Origin of the sequence: Methylococcus capsulatus, from assembly GCF_036864975.1 — a bacterium.
Taxonomy (GTDB): domain Bacteria; phylum Pseudomonadota; class Gammaproteobacteria; order Methylococcales; family Methylococcaceae; genus Methylococcus.
The window spans coordinates 427,979-448,704 of record NZ_CP104311.1 but is presented as its reverse complement, the minus strand read 5'-3'; the positions used below and the strand labels follow the sequence as shown (position 1 = coordinate 448,704).

The 20,726-nt window shown below is 62.6% G+C and carries 9 protein-coding genes; 5 read left to right on the top strand and 4 right to left on the bottom strand.

Annotated features, from left to right (window positions below; translation table 11 throughout):
- Positions 1–135 precede the first annotated feature (135 nt).
- Positions 136–3,309: a cytochrome c3 family protein gene (locus tag N4J17_RS01995; protein WP_198322239.1), complete on the top strand. Its 3,174-nt coding sequence runs from the start codon at positions 136–138 to the stop codon at positions 3,307–3,309.
- Between the two features lie 603 nt (positions 3,310–3,912).
- On the opposite strand, the gene N4J17_RS16550 is transcribed toward N4J17_RS01995, so the two are convergent.
- From N4J17_RS16550 to N4J17_RS01980, 4 genes are all read right to left on the bottom strand, one after another.
- Complete coding sequence (locus tag N4J17_RS16550; RefSeq protein ID WP_425326316.1) at positions 3,913–4,083, bottom strand: addiction module protein; 171 nt, start codon at positions 4,081–4,083, stop codon at positions 3,913–3,915.
- Positions 4,084–4,476: 393 nt separating this feature from the next.
- Positions 4,477–7,026, bottom strand: a complete 2,550-nt coding sequence (locus N4J17_RS01990; RefSeq protein WP_277458140.1) for a vanadium-dependent haloperoxidase — start codon at positions 7,024–7,026, stop codon at positions 4,477–4,479.
- 251 nt (positions 7,027–7,277) lie between these two features.
- Positions 7,278–7,868, bottom strand: coding sequence for a Uma2 family endonuclease (locus N4J17_RS01985; protein WP_198322236.1), 591 nt, complete (start codon positions 7,866–7,868; stop codon positions 7,278–7,280).
- Positions 7,865–8,188 carry a hypothetical protein gene (locus N4J17_RS01980; RefSeq protein ID WP_198322235.1) on the bottom strand — a complete coding sequence of 108 codons (324 nt, stop codon included), beginning with the start codon at positions 8,186–8,188 and terminating at the stop codon, positions 7,865–7,867. The genes N4J17_RS01985 and N4J17_RS01980 overlap by 4 nt, the downstream gene beginning before the upstream one ends.
- 266 nt (positions 8,189–8,454) lie before the next feature.
- Between N4J17_RS01980 and N4J17_RS01975 the strand changes: the two genes are divergently transcribed.
- The 4 genes from N4J17_RS01975 (at position 8,455) to N4J17_RS01960 (ending at position 20,691) form a co-directional block, all read left to right on the top strand.
- Entirely contained in the window at positions 8,455–12,690 is a 4,236-nt protein-coding gene (locus N4J17_RS01975; RefSeq protein ID WP_198322234.1) for a putative Ig domain-containing protein, read from the top strand.
- Positions 12,691–13,073: 383 nt separating this feature from the next.
- Positions 13,074–13,289 carry a hypothetical protein gene (locus N4J17_RS01970; RefSeq protein ID WP_232470320.1) on the top strand — a complete coding sequence of 72 codons (216 nt, stop codon included), beginning with the start codon at positions 13,074–13,076 and terminating at the stop codon, positions 13,287–13,289.
- Positions 13,290–13,489: 200 nt separating this feature from the next.
- On the top strand, positions 13,490–16,729 hold the full coding sequence (locus N4J17_RS01965) for a cytochrome C (RefSeq protein WP_198322233.1): 3,240 nt from the start codon (positions 13,490–13,492) through the stop codon (positions 16,727–16,729).
- 479 nt (positions 16,730–17,208) lie between these two features.
- The gene (locus N4J17_RS01960; RefSeq protein ID WP_198322232.1) at positions 17,209–20,691 is read left to right on the top strand and encodes a PKD domain-containing protein; all 3,483 of its coding nucleotides are present in this window, start codon (positions 17,209–17,211) and stop codon (positions 20,689–20,691) included.
- Positions 20,692–20,726 lie beyond the last annotated feature (35 nt).

Here is a 20,726-nt window from a genome sequence, read left to right as displayed (position 1 = left end):
CGATCGGCGGAATCGTGATCACCCTTGTCCATGTTTTGATGGAGTATTTTGGCTGGCTCGATTGTTGCACGTTCCGTTACGGCTGCGCGTCTTTGCCACGGCGCCGCACACGACAACAAGAATCCCGGAGGAACCATGAATACCCCTCATCCTGCTACGGAGACGCATCCTGCCCGGCGCCTCTTCGGAGTTCCGCTGCTCGCACTGGCCGTGGCGCTGGCGCCGCAAGCGGTCTCGGCCGCGGCCAAGATCAAGGTCGCCAAAGCGGCCTGGTCGGACAAGGCCGGCACCCTGACGATCGCCGGCAAGGCCAAGGGCGGCAGTGGCGCCATCGAGATCTACGACATCAATGGCCGGCGCCTGGGCAGCGGCCAGGGCGGCAGTTTCGCGTTGACGCTCAGCCGCCAGGACTTGGCGGGCGTCCCTTGCGCGGTGAGGGTTCAGTCCGGCGACACCGAGGCGATCAAGCCGGTGAAGGGGGCGCCCAAATCCTGCGCCGGCGTGCCTGTCTGCAGCATCGTCAGTCCGGGGCAGGGTACTGTGGTCCAGGTCGGCGTGGAGACCCATTTCGAAGCCACCGCCACAGCCAAGGACCCGGCTGCCTTACCGTTCAAGTACGAGTGGGATTTCGGCGGCGGTGCCATGGGTTTCCCTGCCGGCACACTGGCCCAATCCGGCTCGGTCGGCGAACACGCGACTTTCGTCCGCGATCATGGCATTTATCGGGTCCGCTTCGTGGCGACCGACGCATTGGGGCGCCGATGCGAAGATTCGATAGCCGTCAGCGTCGGCCAGGCGCCGGCCGCTCCGCCGGCAGCGGCGTCCCTCGCGGCGGCCTCGGTGCAGGCGGCCCCCAAATTTGGCAGCGAGCTGGAGGGCAAGGCCGGCGACGTCGTGGTCCTCCCTTTCGCGCACAGCGCGGCGATGGGGCAGGGCGTCATGAACCTGGATGCGGGCAACCCCTGGCCCGGTTTCTTCCATCTCAATGCCATCGCGTACACCAAGGCGCGCCAGCCCTTGAACGTCGAGGCGGACGCCTATGAACTCTTCTATTCGGCTGCGGTGAATCCCGCCGATCCCGTCGGGGCCGATTCCATCAACAGCACCAGCCGGAACTATCCGGTCGATTCTTCCTTCGGCCAGGCCCAGATCAGGAAGACCGACATGTGGGAGGCCCAGGAAGGCTGGGAGACCACGGCAGGCTACGAGCCGTTCTGGACGGTTGACGAGAAAACGCCGACGGTTTCGCCCTTGTGGAAGGAGCCGCCCACCATCACCAAGATATTGAACGCTGCCTTTCCCGACATGTGGGGGCAAGGTGCCGACTGGACCTGGTACCTGGCCCGCAATTCGGTGCCGGACGAAGGCTATCTCACCGGCAAGTTCGAGACCCGGATGACCGGCAACCCTGCCGACAAGGATAATTTCAAGGGCGGTCTCATGCCGGGTAAGGACAATCCTTACCAGGCCAACACGCCGCAGGCGTTCCCGACCCGCGAGGCGGATACCCAGGCCTTCCTGGCACTGGGAATACCTTTGACCGACATGGATGACCAGGGCCGGGTCAATCCCTTCCCGGTGATGCGGGTGGAGGCCAGGAGCAAATCCACCGGACAGACCGCCGCGGCCACGGACGTCGCGTTCAATACCGCCAAGGATGTGCGCTGCAGCGAATGCCACGTCTATGGCGGCATCGGTGCCGACCCCACTGTCAAACGCTATCTGCGGCCGCAGAAAAAGGACGCGTCGGGCAATCCCGTTTTCGATGGCTACGGCAACAAGGTATTGCTGGCCGGAGAACAGAATCCGCGAGTGGAATATTTCCCCGACTACATGAATTCCAACCCCAAGAGCCTGGAAGAAAAGGAGAGTGAAGCCTTTTGGAACCAGTACGCGATTCATGCCTTCATGGAGCTGGAGGACCGCACCGGCGCATTGCTGGACGACTGGGACCCCGATGGTGATGGCATCGCCGGCGAAGGGAACGATCACCCCTGGGAGAACGGCCTGCGCTACATCAAGCAGTTCAAGGCGCCCGAACCCTGCCAATGGTGCCACCAATCCGCCTATCTGAACGAATGCGGCTACGGCACCACCAACTGGGACGGACTGGAATACGGGCCTTCCGAACACCGTTTCCACGGCCGCATCCAGGTGGACGGCCAGGGCAAGGTGATCCGCGATGCCCTGGGCCGGCCGCTGATGTGGGACGACCAGGGGACGGGCAAGACCAACCCCAACTCGCTGTTCCCGGTCGTGGACAAGCAGGGCAACAAGGTGGCCATGGAGCAGAACTGCCTGAAATGCCACGTGGGCGCCAGCCAGAAGGGCTATCACGACCCTATGTACAGCGCCGGGGTCCAGTGCGCGGACTGCCACGGCGACATGCTGGCGGTGGGGAACGTCTTCCCCAAGAAGGCTCAGGGTGACCAGCCGAGGAACGCCAAGGGCGAACTGGTCGATCCCACCAAGCTCGATGAACAGGGCAATCCGACTCCGGTGCATCGGGTCGACTACCTCGATCAGCCGAACTGCGGCTCCTGCCATACCGGCAACGGAAACGAAGCGGTGCGCAAGCTGGCCTACGATCCCGCCGACCCCGCGGCCACGCCGCTGTTGCCGGAGAATCCGCGGTTCGCCGTCAACAGTGCAAAGATCGCGTTCAACTATCTCGACTGGGACATGAACCGGGTGGACAAGAGCTACGATCTGCCCTTGTTCCGAAAGAGCCTGGACACCCACGGCAAGGTGCCCTGCGCGGCCTGCCACGGCTCGACCCATGCCATCTGGCCGATCAAGGAGCCCGGCGCCAACGAGAACGTGACCGCGCTGCAGCTTCAGGGCCACACCGGTCCCATCCTGGAGTGTAACGTCTGCCACACGGCGGATTCGTTCGCCAAGCTGGAAGACCTGGACGGCGGGCAGTACAGCGGCCACGCCAAGCCAGGCATCCTGGGCGGACCGCACGACATGCATCCGGTCAACGATCCGAACTGGTGGAAGCAGGCCGAAGGCGACGTCGCCAACAGCGACGGCACGACCTACGGCGGCTGGCACAACGACTACGCCAAGATGGCGGGCGCGAATGGCGAAGATCAGTGCGCCGCCTGCCACGGCAATGATCACAAAGGGACGCGTCTGTCCAAGACGCCGGTGGACCGGGTATTCGACTTCCGCGGCTTCGACGCCAAGAAGCTGAAGAAGGCTGGGTTCAAGGCCAAGGTCGTCAAAGTGGCCGCCGGCACGCCGATCGGCTGCGACACCTGCCACAGCCTGGAGACCAGCTTCAAGGGGGCGCCGGGGCGTTAAAATCCACAGGCGATTCGGTTCCAGGTCAATAGCGGGGCAGTGATGCCCCGCTTGTCTTGCCGGCTTCTCCCATCCTTCGTTGCGATTCGCGAGACGGAACAGCCGGCAATCCTAGAACAAGCAGCTGGATGAGTGTGAGCAACTTCAAACCCAAGTCCCCCGTGGTTGCACCCTCACCCCTACCCCTTTCCCAGTGGGAGAGGGGTTCTGCTCCCTTCTCCCCGCGGGAGAGGGCCAGGGATGAGGGTTGGCGGCCTTTCATACTCCCCGCAACTGGTGGATTTAGGACTACAGGTTTTTGTAGCACGACCCGGCCTCAGTTCGGCGCGAGCCGCTTTCTTGTCCAATTGGGATCGCGGCGACAATCCAATACCGCCATGACCAGGACGGTTTCCTCGATAAGCCGATAATAGACGGCAAACGGAAATCGCTTGGCAATGAGTCTGTGATAGCCGAACACGATGCGATGCATGCCCCCGTAAAAAACCAGGGAGTCGATATCCGCATAGAGCGAGTCGAGAAAGTACGGTCCCAGACCCGGCGAACGCCGCTCCTAGAAGCGATACCCTTCTTCGAGATCGCTTGCGGCAGCGGCGAGAATTTTTACTTGCACGCGACGTTTCGGCGGATTCTTTCCTTGGCCTCTTCCCAATCGGACACGCCCATTGTCCCCCCGGCCAAAGCCGCTTCACGATCCCGCAGGATGGGCTCATGCCCATGGGGGGAATCGAAGGACGGGTCTGCTTGAGTCAGATCCGCCCAGAGGCGTTCCATGAGTTCGAGTTTTTGCGCGTGGGTAAGTCGCGATAAAGAGAATTCCGGGGCTTCCATCGCTCTAGCGGTCGCCAATAAAAGAAGGGGATAGGAATACAGTTTTGCATGGGGGAGTCGGATTCTCAACCGCTTCCCCGCTTTCCGGCCGGACCTGCGGAAAGCGGAGATTAGGCATATTGCGGAGGTGGCCGGCGAGATGCCATACGGACCGCCGGGCGTTGCCCGCCGCTCAGCGCTAAGGTTTTGTATTTTCAACCCCCTTGAGCGGGAAGCGAATCTTGCTCAGCCAGGGAGGATAGTCTCTCCGGGCTATCGGTCCCTCCCCACGGCGGGTTTGCGGGGTACCCCGGTTTCGTTTAGGGGAACGGCCTGTGTCATCCGTTTGGGGCGGGCCTACCGGTCTGCTGCTCCGCCGAAATATTCCATCGCCTTGGCGAAGGCTTTGCGGCCGACCTGTTGACCTATCCTGCGTCCGGCGAAGTCATCCGCCTCGACGTGAATCCCGCCCCACAGTCTGGATTGCCCGGCCTGGTCAGCGGCATCGAAGTAGCTCGCCCATTGCAGCCGCAGGTCGACGGAAGGTCCGCGTTCGTGGATGAGATAGTTGTCTTTTCGTGCGGCGAACTCCATCAGCCCCCCCGGAAAGTAGGGGCTGCCGGTAAGCGCCGCCAGCACTTCGGCAGCTGCCCGGCTGAAGGTGCTGTGACCCGAAATGTAGCCGGGAAAGGCGGGTGTGACGAAAGTCCTGCGCTGATAAGGCAGCCAAGCGGTGCCCAGGACCCAGTGCACCCCGCTGACCTGGGTTTGGGGATCGGGCGGGCTGCCCGGCCATGACAGCACGGCGACGTCGCCGATCCTGCCGCCGGTTTCGGCGGAGACCAGTTCCGCATGACGTCCGCCCGGAGCCGCGGTTTCCGGGGTGATGAGTTCGACCAGGCCGGGCTTGAGCGGCAGTCCCTGCGGGCTGTAGGAGGGCAGGGACGGGTCGGACGACTGACCCTTCTTGGCCATATAGCGGATCATGGTGATCGGGCGCACGCCGTCGTACTTCCGCTTGCTGCCCCAGCAGGCGATGGCGGCGTCATGAAGCGCGCCGTTGAGGGCGAAATAGGTCTTCACGTCCCATTCCAGCGGGTCGAGTTCCGGGCCGGCGCCGCCGATACGGCGTGGGAACCCGGGCGAGTCCGCAACGGCATTGGCGATGGCGTTCCAGTGGCCGGGCGGGGTCTCCGAATGCGGTCCGTCCGCCCAGAATTCAGCAACCAATCGTCCGAAATCGCCGCGCGGGACGACCTGCGGCGTGTAGGGCTGGCCGGTCGCCGGATTGACGGGATGGCCCGTCCCCTCGTTCGAGCCAAGCGGGTTGTTGCCGAGGGACGCGGGCGAGATGTCCATCGTCGCCCCGTCGTCCGCCGCCAGTTGGCTGGCCAGCTCGATCACGCGGAGCGCCTGCGCCTTGTATTCCGCATCTCCCTCGCCGCCGAGCCGGGGCGGCGGGCCGGGATCGTAAAGCGCTTCCGCCGTGGCGGCATCCGGGAGGGCGAAGGGAATCACTCCGCCCCATTGTGATCCGATGAACGTCTGGACCTTGCCGGGCAACGGAATTCCGTTCTGGGAAACGGTCTTGTCCAGGGCAAGCGGCTGCCAGCGATTGGGATCGAGGTGGTAGCCGGGGTCCGAGGGATCGGTGAGGTCTATCCCCGGCAGCTTCACGATCAAGGGCTTGTTCACCGGCGTATAGGTGAGGTCCTGGTAGTTGGCGGCTTCGCCGGCGCCGTCCCGGTCGCCGAAGGCGAGCACCGCCGCGGCGATCCGGTTTCCCAGCGCGGCGGGCGTGTTTCCGGCGGTGTCGGTAAAGCCGGGGTCCAGGCCCAGCCTGGCCATGCGGGAATCGAAGCGGGCCTGCGAAGTCACAGAGCCCAGGGCGAGTTTTTCCGAGTAGCGCCGGGACAGGAGCCGGTAGGCCGCATAGCTGATGGCGATTCTGCGGTCATGCTCGATATCCGTGGATGCGGGATGTTCAGCCGTGAGATAAGGCTTTGACTCGCCGCCATAGGCCGTCCACGCGTCGTACATCGCGAGCGAGAGATGGAAAAGGTTGCGTGCGTGGACGCCGGGACGGGGATTGTCCAGCCGGATGGCATCCAGGATTTCCTCGTTCCATTGCCGCGCGACTGACCAATGACGCTGCGGACGGCTGTCGCAATAGGGGGCCGCAAAATAGTTGCCGCGTTTGCGGCAGTCGGCGGACAGGCGGTCGGCTTGCTTGACTGCGGTGCAGGCGCTGCAATGGGCCTCAGCGATCAGGCAGGCGCCGGGCTCTCCGTCGGGCAGGCTGGCGCAGAGGCTGGGGAAGGCGATGCGCCCGGCGACCCCTTCACAGCGGCGGGCAACGCGGTCCATGGCATTTCGTTCCAGTTTCCGCAGGCGCGGGGAATCGGCACCCAGGCAGGCTTCCAGATCGGCCGCCGTACTCGCCTGGTTCCGCTTCAGGCGTTTTCGGACGCAGCGGTGGTACTCGGCCAGCTCGGTCCTGACGAAGGCGGCGAAAGACTGCGCGAGTGTCAGTTGGCAGCGCGCCGTGGCGTGGTCGCCGCCCGATTCCAGCACGTCGGCAAGCTCGGCGCCGAACAGGGCGGTCATGTCAGATGCCTCGGAAAATGCGGCGTTGACGTCCTCCGGATTCGCCGGACCGAATGCCGGCACCTCGCTGCATTCCCGTGCCGCGGCGGCGAGGGTTTTGCCCCTGGCGTGCTCGATCTCGGGGGTCCGGGCGGCAAGGCATGCGCCGATTCCGTCTGCCGCGAGCTTTCCCTCTACCGAGGCTTTAACGCACTGGAGTGCAGCGCGGGCCGCCGCGCCGGCCACACCTGCCCCGGCTTTCTGGAGTGCGGCGACACAGCGCTGCTGGGAGGCCGCCGGAGGTGCGACCGCGGCAGTCACAACTTTTTCGGCCAAGAACAAAAGGGCTAAGATGAGTGCTGCGCGGGAAGTTAAAGGACGCATGGGGACGGTCGGATGCGGGCGGGGATATGATCGTTCAACGTACTCCCCCCAAGCAGGGACTGTGCCGAGCCTTCGGGCGATGCGCGGCCGTATGCCCTGATCGAAGTCCGGGCGGAGGATTCGAAGCGATGCGGCGTGTCACGCATACCGTGCGTGATATGCCGGCCCCGGCATGTTCCGGTGTTCGATCAGCCCGCTCCCTCTTCGCCGCCAGCCGGCGTGGACGCCCAAAGATCGGCCAGGGAGAACGCCAGCTCGGCAAAAGGCGGAGCGCGCACCTCGTCGGCTTCCTGCCAGGCGCCTTCCAGCAGCCAATGGCCGTCGAGGAGGCGGAAGACCTCCAGCGTATGCAGATCCGGCTCCACCAGCCACAGCCATTGCACGCCTTGTCCGGCGTAGATCGGCATCTTGACCACGCGGTCGATGCGTGCCGTGCCGGCGGAGAGCACTTCGCACACCCAATCCGGCGCCAGGGTGAAGTAGGCCTCGTCCGGCAGGGCCGGCATCCGCTCGCGCCGCCAGCCGGCCAGGTCGGGCACCAGGATGTGCGGTCCCAGATGCAATTCGGGTTCGTCGAGAATCCACCAGCCGCCGGGACCGCCTCGCCCTCGCTGAAACGGGCCGACCAGTTCATCGCCAAGGATGGAGGTTACGAGCACGTGCTTCGGCGCGGGGCGAGGCTGGCTAATGAGCTGGCCGTTCAGGATTTCGCCGATGACGTGCTCGGGTAGATCGAACAGGTCGCGGTATTCGGCCAGGCGTTCAGCGGGGCGGCTCATGGAAAGACTTCCGGGTTGGGCGATGCCGTTACATGATGGCGATTTTCCGCTGCCGGGTCCACATCCGGCGCGGTTGGACGAGCGATTCCGAAAGAGGCAGGGATGCCCGCGGGTCCTGCTGCCCGGCGTGTCAAATGACGTAACACCCAGTGAAAACCCGGAGCGACCATTTTTTCCAGCTTGATCAGGGCTATATCTATCAGAAGGTTAGGTATTGGCCCGATCTCTGCTTCATCAGGGGACTCGTCCTGCGCGGCAGCGCGGGACAGTTCGCCATCGGTAGATTGTGCAAACCATTGCGGATCCAGCGCGCCGACCATGGATATGCATGTAGGCAATATGGGGCAAGCCGCTTAGGGGCGCTTCGGCGCCCCGTTTTTTTTTTCGGGAAAGTGCGCGATCTCACGCATAAGTGTGGAAGATCACTCAACTTCTGCCCTTCCTGTTGGTCGGTAGTTTCTCATCCAATTGTTTTGTATTTGTTTTTTTTGGCGCGATTGCTGCTGCCACTCTCCGGTAACGCGGGCAGCTTAGCACTGTCGCGGGTCGCGTGGAAAGACAACTCAAGAACAATGATGGGGGAGCTATGTCCACGAGCAATCCTGCCCTGCGGAGTCATCCGCTGCGGCCGATATTTTTTGGCGCCTTACTGATTGCGCTGGCTTCGGCGCTGATACCGCAACATGCGCTGGCGGCCGCCAAGCTCAAGATCACCAGGGCGGCGTGGTCGGACAAGACCGGCACCCTCGTCATCAAGGGCAAAGCCAAGGACATCAGCGGCCCCATCGAAATCTACGACATCAACGGCCGTTTACTGGGCGATGCGCAAGGGCCGGCTTTCACCCTCAATCTGAGCCGGGACGACCTCCCCGCCGTTCCCTGCGCCGTGCGGGTCAAAGCCGGCGGGCTGGCAGCCACCAAGCCGGTCAAGGGCGCCGCCAAGGGCTGCAGTAGCGCTCCCACCTGTCAGATCACATCCCCCGCCGACAGTGTCACGGTCAACCTCGGCGATCCGGTCACCTTCACCGCCACGGCCAACTTCTCCAACCCCCAGGCCAAGCCCCAGTACGAATGGGACTTCTCCGGCGGCGCCATGGGCGAGGACGATGCCGTCAATGACAAGGTCGAGAGCTACAAGCGGGCCACCGGCACCACCGCCACGGTCAAGTTCGTCCGCGGCAACAGCCGCTACCGGGTGCATTTCAGTGCGGTGGACGGCAGCATTGCGGCGATGGAGAGCAAGCAATACCGCTGCGAAGACACCGTGGAAATTGTGGTCGGCAACCCGCCCACCGACGTGCCGGACATGACGGCCATGGTCAATGCCGCCCAGCAATCCGCGCCCAAGGTCGCGAAGGACAAGAACGGCAATCCCACCGGCAAGAAGGGCGATCTGGTGGTGCTGCCGTATGAAGACCTGACGATGCAGTGCAGCGAGGATATGCGTCAGGCGCCGGGAGCCATGCTGGGCAGCGAATTCCATTACGGCAGCCTCAACGCTGTGGTGTATCAAAAGGACCTGAAATCACCGCAGCGTACCGACCTGAAATTGCGCTACGCGGCAGCTTCCAGCGCGGCCGATCCGGCAGCCAGCGCCTCGATCAATTCCACCAGCCAGAACTGGCCCTTGGGCAGCGATATCCGTACCGCCGGTGTTCCCATGGGCAGTGCCACCATCAAGAAGACGGACCGCTGGGACAGTACGCTGCTGGGCCCTGATGTCACCGAGAATCTGGATTACTCCATTTCCCGGCATGCCTACGATGCACCCATCACGCCGGATCAGGGTATCGCCCTATTGAGCGCTCAGGTCGACGCATTCGGTATGCCGACATCCATTCCGCGGCCCACCTGGGATGACGGCGATGGCCGTGATGGCCATGGCAGGCGTATGCCCGGTTTCGACGCCCCTTACCAGGCCAACGCATATCAGGATTTCACGGCATATTTTCCGGAACTGGCGGCGTTTCAGGCGCGCTTCCTACCGTTGACCGACGTCGACGATAGTGGCCGAGTGAATCCTTACCCGCTATTGCGCGTGCAAGCCGTGGATCCCGCGACAGGCCAGACTGTGATGAACGCCTCCGGCGATCCTGTCCAAACCGACGGGGTACAAACGGCGGGGACGGATTTCCATTGCCGGGAATGTCACGCTAAGGGCAAGATCGGCGCAGACCCGAACACAGTCTGGCAGCCGTCCGCCTATCTCTACACCCTGTGGAGCGCGGATGCCAATGCTTGGGGGGGCAGCAACCCGGAGGGTTTCGCCCCGCCGCAATTTTTCGATGCCGTGGGCCTGGATGGGAATCCCAGCACCGACATGGCGGATCAGGAGCGGGCGGCCATGGCCAACATCCTCAATCTGCACGCGTTCTACGACGCCCCGGATTTAGGGGCGAATGGCGTCAACGAGGGCTGGAAGATGACTTACATCGTCTGTGGGCGCACCTGCCACTCCAACAACAGCACTCAGACATTCGGATATCCCCATTGGACCTACGCTCCCGACCTCGAGGCCGTGACACCGCCGCCGACCACCACGAATTTTAACTATGATTGGAACTACTCTTTGAACATGCACCGTTGGCATGGAGAGCTTCAATACAACGCCAACAAGGACGGCATCCTGCGGGATGAGCGGGGCGTACCCAAACGGTGGGATTTGTCCAAAGGTTACAACCTCAACACCCTGTTCCCGGTCAAGAACCCGGCGACCGGTGAAATTCTGCCGATGGAGCAGAATTGCCTCAAGTGCCATTCCGGGCAGCGCGAACAGTGTTATCGCGACCGAATGTATACCGCCGGCGTGACTTGCTATCAGTGCCACGGCGATATGCTGGCGGTGGGTCAGGCCTATCCCAAACCCAAGCCGGGACCTGATGGACACCATGTCCGGACGGACAGCTTCGACCAGCCCGACTGCGGCTCTTGCCATGTCGGGAGTGCCAACGTCGGCAAGGCCGGCGCCGACTTCTTCAGCGCCGGTGTGAGAAAACTTGCCTTTGACGCCAATGACCTGTCTGCGACCACCCTGCCTGTCGACTGGAGCAACCCGGATGCTTCACGTTTCGCGGTGCCGCCCACTCCCGTTGAAATTGTGGTTTCAGACGGTCCTGTCGACGCCAGACTCGGCTCGTGGGCCGGTTCCGTGAAAAATGTGCGCCGCGTCGATGGTCCCCTGTTCCGTCTCGGCAAGGATACCCATGGCAATGTGCCGTGCGCCGCCTGCCATGGTGGCGCTCACGCCGTCTGGCCGAACCGTGACCCGAATGCCAACGACAACGTCACGGCCCTGCAACTCCAAGGTCACGTGGGGCAGATTCTGGAATGCAACGTCTGTCACGATGAGCAGGCCTTCAAGAACGAAAAGGACCTGGATGGGGGCATCTACATGACCCAGTTGCAGCCGGATTCCGGCGTGCTGGGCGGTCCCCACAACATTCACCCCATCAACGATCCGTACTGGTGGAAATCCTCCGGCGATCCCACCGACACCACGTCGATCGACGGCAGCACCTACGGAGGCTGGCACAACAACTACGCCAAGAAGCCGGGTGCGGCGGGCGAAGACCAATGTGCCGCCTGCCACGGCAACGACCATAAAGGCACCCGTCTGTCCAGGACGCCGGTGGACCGAGTGTTCGACTTCAGTGGCTTCAACATGGCCAAGCTGAAGAAGGCCGGATTTAAGAAAAAAGTAATCAAGGTAGCGGCCGGTACTTTCATCGGCTGTGATACCTGTCACAGCATTGCCACCAGTTGCAAGGGTTCACCCGCCGGGGATCGATGCGGCCAGGCTTCGGACGCGACGACGCCTTCCACGAATCGGCCGCCGGTGTTCACTGCCGAGCCAGGGGCGGACGCGACCACCTTTGTCTACGGCCAGACCGCGCCATACAGCTACACACCCGCGGTCACCGATCCGGATGGCGATACGCTCACCTTTGGTCTCAGTACCCGCCTGGATGCCATGAGCATCGATGCCAATACCGGGACGGTCACTGTCGCGGACTGGACGGCGATCACGGGAGGCTACAACAGCCTCCCCTACACCTATCGGTATATGGTCACGGTCAAGGACGGGAAGGGAGGGTACGCCAGCCAGCAGGTAGCGGTGACGATTACCTGTCCTGATGGGAATGCCTGGGGTTACAACGCAACTGGAAGCGTCCCGGCCTGTCTGGCCAACACGCCGCCGACGTTGGTGTCGTCTCCCATACCGTCAGTATCCGTAGGGCAGCCCGTCAGCCTCATGTATGACAGCACCGATCCCGAGCGAAATGACAGCGCAGGCGTACAGAGACCCAATTACTTCCTCGAAGGTGCGCCCGACGGCGCGATACTCGGCCAGTACAGCGGCGTGTTGCATTGGACGCCGACGGCGGCGGGCACCTACACTTTCACCGTCAAGGTGAGCGACCAAGCTGGCGGTACCGACAGCAAGACCATCACGCTGCACGTCTGCGAAGCGGGTCAGACGTGGTCCGAGGGGGCGGCGGCTTGTATCGGCAATCACCCGCCGACCATTACTTCCACGCCATCCTTAACCGTTTACGCCAATCAGCTGTACGCCTATGCGGTAGAAGCTAGCGATGCGGATGGGGATACGCTGCAGTTCAGCCTGTCCGGTGCGCCGGCTGGGATGAGTCTTGCCGGTTCGATTTTGAACTGGACGCCCACGGATGCCGATGCCGAGGTTGGGAGTTTCAATGTCACGGTGATTGTGATCGACGGCAAGGGTGGAGTCGCTACCCAGGCGCTGGCTTTGCACTTCTGCTCCCTCGGCCAGACCTGGGATAGCCGTATGGCGATGTGCATGTAGACCATGGGTGGGCGCAAGGAACGCGCCCAGGCCGTTTTCCTGCCCAGCAGGGGCCAGAAGCCGAATATTTCTTATGCGGCACCGAACTCTGCGCAGTGGCGGAAGAGCGCTATTTGTCTGCGAGCCACCGAGGTCTGAAGGCTGCTCACTCATTCCAATGGGATTTCCACCGCCACTTCGATGCTTGCTTGGCCACTTAACAACCTTTCTACCCATCCACAACATTTCGACATCACTTGGAGCGCGCCATGAAAGTCCTGATTTTTCTGATAGCCGTAGCCACACCTTCCTTCACCTTCGCCGCGGCAAAAGCGCCCGCAGGTCATCCGCCGGAGGCTGCGAACGGCTCCAAGGCGCCGGTTTAAACGGCGCAAGAGTTCACGGTGATCGACGTGATCGACGTGCCTCAGTACACCTACCTCGAAGTGAAGCAGGACAGCCGATCCCGGTGGATCGCCGGGCCTTCCGTTGAAGTCAGGAAAGGCGACATCGTCCGCTTCGACGGTGGCGTGGAGATGAAGGATTTCCACAGCAAGACCCTGGACCGCACATTTCCGAGCATCGTTTTCGTCAACAGGGTTTTGGTCGGTGAGAAGTGACCGCGCCGGCCGGCCTTGAGATCAGACTATGCGCAATATCCCGCATTGGTGTGGACAATCACACAGATTGTATCGGCGGTAAATTCTTATCAGATTTGTTTTAACCGGGATTTTGGGCTGGCTCGATTGTTGCGCGTTCCGTTACGGCTGCGCGTCTTTGCCACGGCGCCGCACACGACAACAAGAATCCCGGAGGAACCATGAATACCCCTCATCCTGCTACGGAGACGCATCCTGCCCGGTGCCTCTTCGGAGTTCCGCTGCTCGCACTGGCCGTGGCGCTGGCGCCGCAAGCGGTCTCGGCCGCGGCCAAGATCAAGGTCGCCAAAGCGGCCTGGTCGGACAAGGCCGGCACCCTGACGATCGCCGGCAAGGCCAAGGGCGGCAGTGGCGCCATCGAGATCTACGACATCAATGGCCGGCGCCTGGGCAGCGGCCAGGGCGGCAGTTTCGCGTTGACGCTCAGCCGCCAGGATCTGGCGGGCATCCCTTGCGCGGTGCGGGTCCAGTCCGGCGACACCGAGGCGATCAAGCCGGTGAAGGGTGCACCCAAGTCCTGCAGCGGCGCTCCCGTCTGCAGCATCGTCACCCCAGGCCAAGGCGCTGCGGTACAGGTTGGGGTCGACACCCATTTCGAAGCCACCGCCACGGCCAAAGACCCGGCGGCGCAGCCGCTCAAGTACGAATGGGATTTCGCCGGCGGCGCCATGGGCGAACTCATCGCCGGCAGCAATCCACCCGCCTACAAGCGGCCGGATACGCTGGCCACTATGATCGCATTCGTGCGCAACGACAGCCATTACCGGGTGAGGTTCATCGCCACCGACGCCAAGGGGCGGCGTTGCGAGGACAGCGTGGAGGTGACGGTGGGTAATCCGCCGTCCGGGTTGCCGGGCAAAGTAGCCGAGCAGTCGGCGCCGAAGCTGGGCGGCGAACTGGACGGGATCAGGGGTGACGTGGTGGTTCTGCCGTTCGAGGAGTGGACCTACCAGAACCTGAGCGACATGCGCTATGGGTGGAACGGCTGGGGTTCGGCTACGCCCGTGGTGAACAATGTCCGGGCCTATGCCTTCAGGAAGGACCGGCTGCCGGTGTTCCTCAATGGCAGCGATGTGGAGCTCCGCTATTCGGCGGCCTCCAACCCGTCCGATCCGGTGGGGGGCGATTCCATTAACTCCACTAGCCGGAACTGGCCGTTGGGCGCATCCCTGGTCGATGCCACGCTGCAGAAAACTGATATCTGGGAACTGCCCGATCGCCCGGATTCCGAGAAATCCGCAAACTACTATGCCTGTTCCTGGGCGATGCAGGGTGCCTGGGGAGCGATGTGGGATTGTGCCAGTGCGCTTGGCAAGCCGGAGGCCGACGAAGGCTATTTCATCGCCAAGAAAGACAATGCGGGGAATATTGTTTCCGACGACAGGAACACTGACCTGCAGCATGGCGCCTATATGCCGGGTAAGGATCAACCCTTCGAAAGCAATACGCCGCAGCCCTTCTCCCAATACGTCACGGCCACCCAGTCCGACGGCAAGGACAAGCCGGCATCCTGGTTCGCCGCTAACATGCTGCCCTTCACCGACATCGACGACCGGGGCCGGGTCAACCCCTATCCGCTGTTACGTGTGGAGGCGGTGGCCCAGGGGGGCGGAAGCGTGCTGGCAAGGACCGATGGTGTGGTCAGCGCCAGTCGCGACTTCCACTGCCGCGAATGCCACGCCAAGGGCGGGATCGCCGCGAACCCCAACGCGCCGCGTACCAAGGCGGCATACGGTTCCAGTGCCTGGGGGAGGACCGCGCTGCAGATCGGCAGGGAAAAAGGACCGTCCCACCGCTACTACCTCCCGGACGACAAGATTCCCAGCCAGCCGGAGTTGTTTTCGGTGAGCGATATCGGGGGGGATCCGTATAATCTCTTCGATGCGGAATACGCGGCCGCGCTCAACTATTCGAGCATGCACCAGTTTTACGACGCCTATCCGTTCCTCTACAAGATGCTGTATGGCATCGAGAAATTGAACCTCAGCGACAGCGATAAGGCCAACCCGACCAACATCGCGCATGACAATCCGATGCCATGCTATGGCTGTCACCTGTCCCCACTGGCCTACGTGCCGTACAAAATGGATATGGCCTGGTATGACGAGGAGGGTTTCGACGTCAACGACCCGGCGTACGCTCCCAACTATTCCATCTCCATGCACCGTTTCCATGGCGAGCTGCAGTGGAACGACGCCAAGACCGACATCGTCCGGGACGACAAGGGAGCCTTCGTTCGTTTCGATTGGAAGACCAAGGGCCAGCACAATTCCACCAAAACCGGCAGCCTGTTCCCGATCTTCGACGATCAGGGCCATCAGTTGCCGATGGAGGAGAACTGTCTCAAGTGCCACAGCGGCCACCGCGAACAGCAGTTCCGCGACCGCATGTACACGGCGGGCGTCACCTGCTACGACTGCCACGGCGACATGCTGGCGGTGGGTGAGGCTTTCCCCAAGAACTATCCCGCCAACAAGGACAAGCTCGGCTCGATCAACCGGGACGACTACCGCGTGCCTTGGTTTGACCAGCCCGATTGCGGTTCCTGCCATATCGGCGACGGCAACAAGGGGGCCGACAAGAGCGGTGGCTTCTTCAGTGCCGGAGTCTTGAAGCGGGCCTTCGACGACGCTGACTGGTCGGCCACGCCCCGCGCCGTCGACCGGAGCGACCCCAACTCCCGGCGGTTCTCGGCGGCGCCTTTGGAGACTTACAAAGCAGTGTTTCCCACGACCTATGCGTATGACTATGACCCGGTAGGCAAGATGTTCCTGGAGCAGTCCACCGAAACCCGGATCGACGTGCCTCTGTTCCGGGAAGGCAAAGACCGCCACGGCAACGTCGCCTGCGCGGCGTGCCATGGAGCGGCGCACTCGATCTGGCCCAACCGCGACCCGAGCGCCAACGACAACGTCACCGCACTGCAGCTCCAGGGTCATACCGGCACCATTCTGGAGTGCAACGTCTGTCACACGGCCGACGCCTTCGCCAAAAAGGAAGATCTGGACGGCGGCCAGTACAGCGGCGACGCCCAGCCCGGCATCCTGGGCGGTCCGCACGACATGCATCCGGTCAACGATCCGAACTGGTGGAAGCAGGCCGACGGCGACACGGCCAACCGGGACGGCACGACCTACGGCGGCTGGCACAACGACTACGCCAAGCTGCCGGGGATGAAAGGCGAGGACCAGTGCGCGGCCTGCCACGGCAACGACCACAAGGGCACCCGTCTGTCCAAGACGCCGGTGGACCGGGTGTTCGACTTCCGCGGCTTCGACGCCAAGAAGCTGAAGAAGGCCGGGTTCAAGACCAAGGTCGTGAAAGTGGCCGCCGGCACGCCGATCGGCTGCGACACCTGCCACAGCCTGGAGACCAGCTTCATCGGGTCGGCCGGACACTGATGGCATCTCAAGGAATCGGCGCCAGGGAGGGCGGCGATGGGCGGGGCACAGGGTGCCCCGCTTTTTGTCCGTCAATTTTTCGTGTGGACGCGTGCCTTGGCTCTGTTCGCTTCCGGACGGTCTGCGCTATTTGCCGTAGGAACCATGGGATTTCACTCGGCATTAGGAGGTGGATGTCGTGCCCACTTCCGCCGATTTCCCCGATTTTCGGCGCACTCTCGGCTAACCACGACATCATCCTCCTTTCATTGTTCATGAAAAAGTGAATCGAAATCAATTGAGTGCTTCTGCTGTGCAGTTCCCGACGGAAGGATGGACGAAGGAGAACCCGTCCCATGGAATTGCGGAAATGCAGCCGGGTACGGGTCTTGCCTCGTTCTTTTGGACCATCGCAATGGCGCCCCGCGCTGTTGGCGATGTGCTGTTTGCGGGATAGGAAGCATCGAAAACAAGAAATGGTGTGTCATTAGAGGGTAGGTATGAACTCGAAACTTCTTCAGCAACTCGGAGGGCCGCTGGGCGTTGCGATAGGCATCGCGGCGCTAATGCTCGCCCTCGCCGGTGGAGGGGCGCAAGCCGCTTCCGTCTCCGGTTCGGCCAAGCTCGATGCCGGGCTGGGCAAAGTGAGCGTCAAAGGTAAAACGGCGGGCCTTACACCGGGCTCATGGGTATCGATCTACGATGCCGACAACAACATACTCCTTTACACGGCCAAGACCGACGGCAAGCAGAAATTCAAGGTCACGCTGCAAAACGGCGGGGTGCCTTGCCGGCTGCGCCTGGAAACCGGCGACGGCAGTAAGATGCTGGTACCGGTGGGCGGCGCCGATGCCTCGTGTAAGAAAGCGGTGGCCTGTTCCATCCAGAATCCGGCAAGCGATGTGGAAATCGCCGAAGGCCAGTCGGTCGAATTCGCCGCCTGGGCCAAGGCGAAGAAGAAGGTGACGCTGGATTACCTTTGGACCGTAAGTGACGGTTCGGACCCGTACCAGAGCCCGAATTTCTCGCATCAGTTCAATCATGCCGGTCAGTACCGCGTGATGCTGCAAGTGGCCGATTCCACTGGCAACCGGTGTGCGGACGACGTGGTCGTCCGGGTGGCGCCGCTGAACGCCAATCCTTATCCCAAGGTTTCCGAGCGGCCTGCGCCGACCGTAGCCGAGGCCTTGAACGCAGCGGATGGTTCCTATGTGGTCATGCCGTTCGAGGAAACCGGTATGCAGGGCGGCAGCCAGATCACACTGCCGTTCAATCCGCTCATCCCTTACAACACCCTCAACGCTCAGGTGTTCAGGAAGGTGAAACAGAAGCCGGCGCTCATCGATCCCAGCGAGCTCGATGTCTTCTACTCGGCGGCTTCCAATCCGAAGGACCCGGTGGGGAGCGATTCCATCAATTCGACCAGCCAGAACCGATTCTCGACCGGGGAGGTCGGGGCCAACTGGGATCCCGCCCAGACCACCGCCAGTCAGACCGTCCTGATACCCGGACGCAATTTTGCCGAGGCCACGCTGCGCAAGACCGAGATGTGGGACAAGATCGACCAACCCAACTCGAACCTTTCCGGCAAGCCCAAGAACGGCAAGTCCATGGCGGAGCAGCAGAACACTTATAAGCCCGCCAAACCCATGATGCAGCTCGACGAGGGCATCCGCGGCAACGCCGACGAAGGCGCGGGCGCCCGCAAAATGCCTGGCGCGGCCAATCCATACCTGGCCAACGATCCGCAACCCTTCACGGCTTACGACCACGCTTCCAAGACCTTCCTCGCCCAGTTCATCCCGGCAAGCGATGTCGACGACAAAGGGCGGGTCAATCCGTATCCGTTGTTCCGGATCGAGGCCCGGGACAAGGGTGGCAACCTGGCGGCCAAGACCGATGCGGTGTTCTCCACGGCATCGGAAACCCGCTGCCGCGAATGTCACGCCAGGGGCAAGGTAGCCGCGGATGATACGGTATGGCGTACGCCGGTGCAGGAAACCGAGTTGGTCAACGCCGATGGGAGTCCGGGGCCGGCCACCGGCGCGGGGAGTTACTCGGCCGGCAACACCGGCTACAACGGCATCTGGCCGCCGGCGATCCACAACGTGTTCAACGTCAATGCCTATCAGCCGTTACCCGCCAACTCACCCTTGCCGCAGCCGTACCTCCTGCCGGGCGCGGTGCCGGCGGATGCTTCAGGATTGCGCACCGACCGGGTGGCGGAGTCGCGCCTTGGTCCCGACGGAAAGCTGCAGATACGCCTGAAGTTCAAGGATGCATCGGAATACGGCAATCCGGACGACTGGGTGGCTCAGGAAAAAGCGGCGCTGTTCAACGCCTTGGTGCTGCACGACTATATGGTGAAGTACAGCCCCACCGGCACCATCTCCTCGCAGATCGCCGATTATGTCGAAGACAAGCTCAATGGCTCACGTGGCCAAGCCATGTATTTCTGCGCCAGTCACCATACCAGCCAGCTGAAGTTCGACACCGGCGTCGCGGGCCGCTCCTATCCTTCCAACCGTTCCGATTATTCGCGGGCTTTCCATGCCTTCCACGGCAAGATGCAGGTCTATGCGCAGGATGTCTCGGCTTCCGAAAGCGCCGATGGCCAGGAACACAAGAAGGGCGAGCTGATTCGCGACCGGCGTGGTCATCCGCTGATGTTTGGCGGCCGCGGCTGGGATTCGCAGCACAACGACAACAACGGGGTTCCGGTCAAGTCCGATGGCTCCAGGACCAGCTACGCCTGGGACACCGGCAAGAACGACTGGGCGCCGGACCAGTTTCCCATGCACGCCAAGGGCGAGTTGCTGTATCAGTTCGGCGCGGGCGTGGCGCAAGAGGAGAACTGCGCTAAGTGTCACACCGGCCACACCGAAAAAGCCTACCGCGACATCCACTACGCATCGGGCCTCAAATGCGAAAACTGCCACGGCGACATGCTGGCGGTCGGCAACGCCTACGCCAGCCCCCGCTACGATGCCAACCTGAGCGGTGCCGGTGCTTATGTCGGCGACTCCGTCCACTTCAGAAGGCCCTGGCTGGACGAGCCGGATTGCGGCTCCTGTCACGTGGGTGATGGCAACCGGAAGGATCCGAACCAGGGCTTCTTCAGTGCCGGGGTGAAGAAAACCGCGTGGCAGGCGAATGATCCGGCCAAGGCCAGCGTGTTCCCGGATGATGCCCGCTTCGCGGTCATGCCTGTGGTCGAGACGCGTAAGGAAAAATCCGCCGACAAGGATGGCAATACCATCCATGTGGACAAGCAGGTATCGGTTGCACTGTTCCGCAAGAGCAAGGACGTGCACGGCAGCGGATCGGGTGGCGCCATCGCTTGTTCCACCTGCCATGGCGGCTCCCATGCCATCTGGCCGAACGCCGATCCTGACGCCAATGACAATGTGACGGCAAAGCAGTTGCAGGGCTACGACGGCAACATCGTCGAATGCTCGGTCTGTCACGTGAAGGATGACTTCAAGGAAGGTCTGGTCGCCACCGATGGAGGCGCCAGCAATAAAGGCGTGGCGCAGGGCGTGCGTGACGGCAAGGTGGTGGACGCCACCAGTCCCCGGGCCTACCTGGCCGGTCCCCACGGCATGCATCCGGTCAACGATCCGTACTGGTGGAAGGAAGCCGCGGCATCCGCACCCAACGGCAGCGGCACCCGCAAGGGTGGCTGGCACAATGACTTCGCCAAGAAGCCCGGGCCGTTCGGCGAAGACCAGTGCGCTGCCTGCCACGGCAGCGACCACAAGGGTACGCGCTTGTCGAAGACTTTGACGGCCCGCGAGTTCGTGAACGAGAAGGGCAAGGTGGTGAAAGTGGCCGCCGGCACCCCGATTGGCTGCAACCTCTGCCACAGCCTGCAGAAGAGCTTCACGGGCGTTCCCACTGGACAGCCGAAGGCGTATCCGCCGCCGTCCCCCTCGCCGATCCACAGCGGCGGGGACGGCGGAGGTGGCGGCCACGGCCACTGAGCCCCTGGGCGATCCGGAAGCCGGCGTCGGAGACG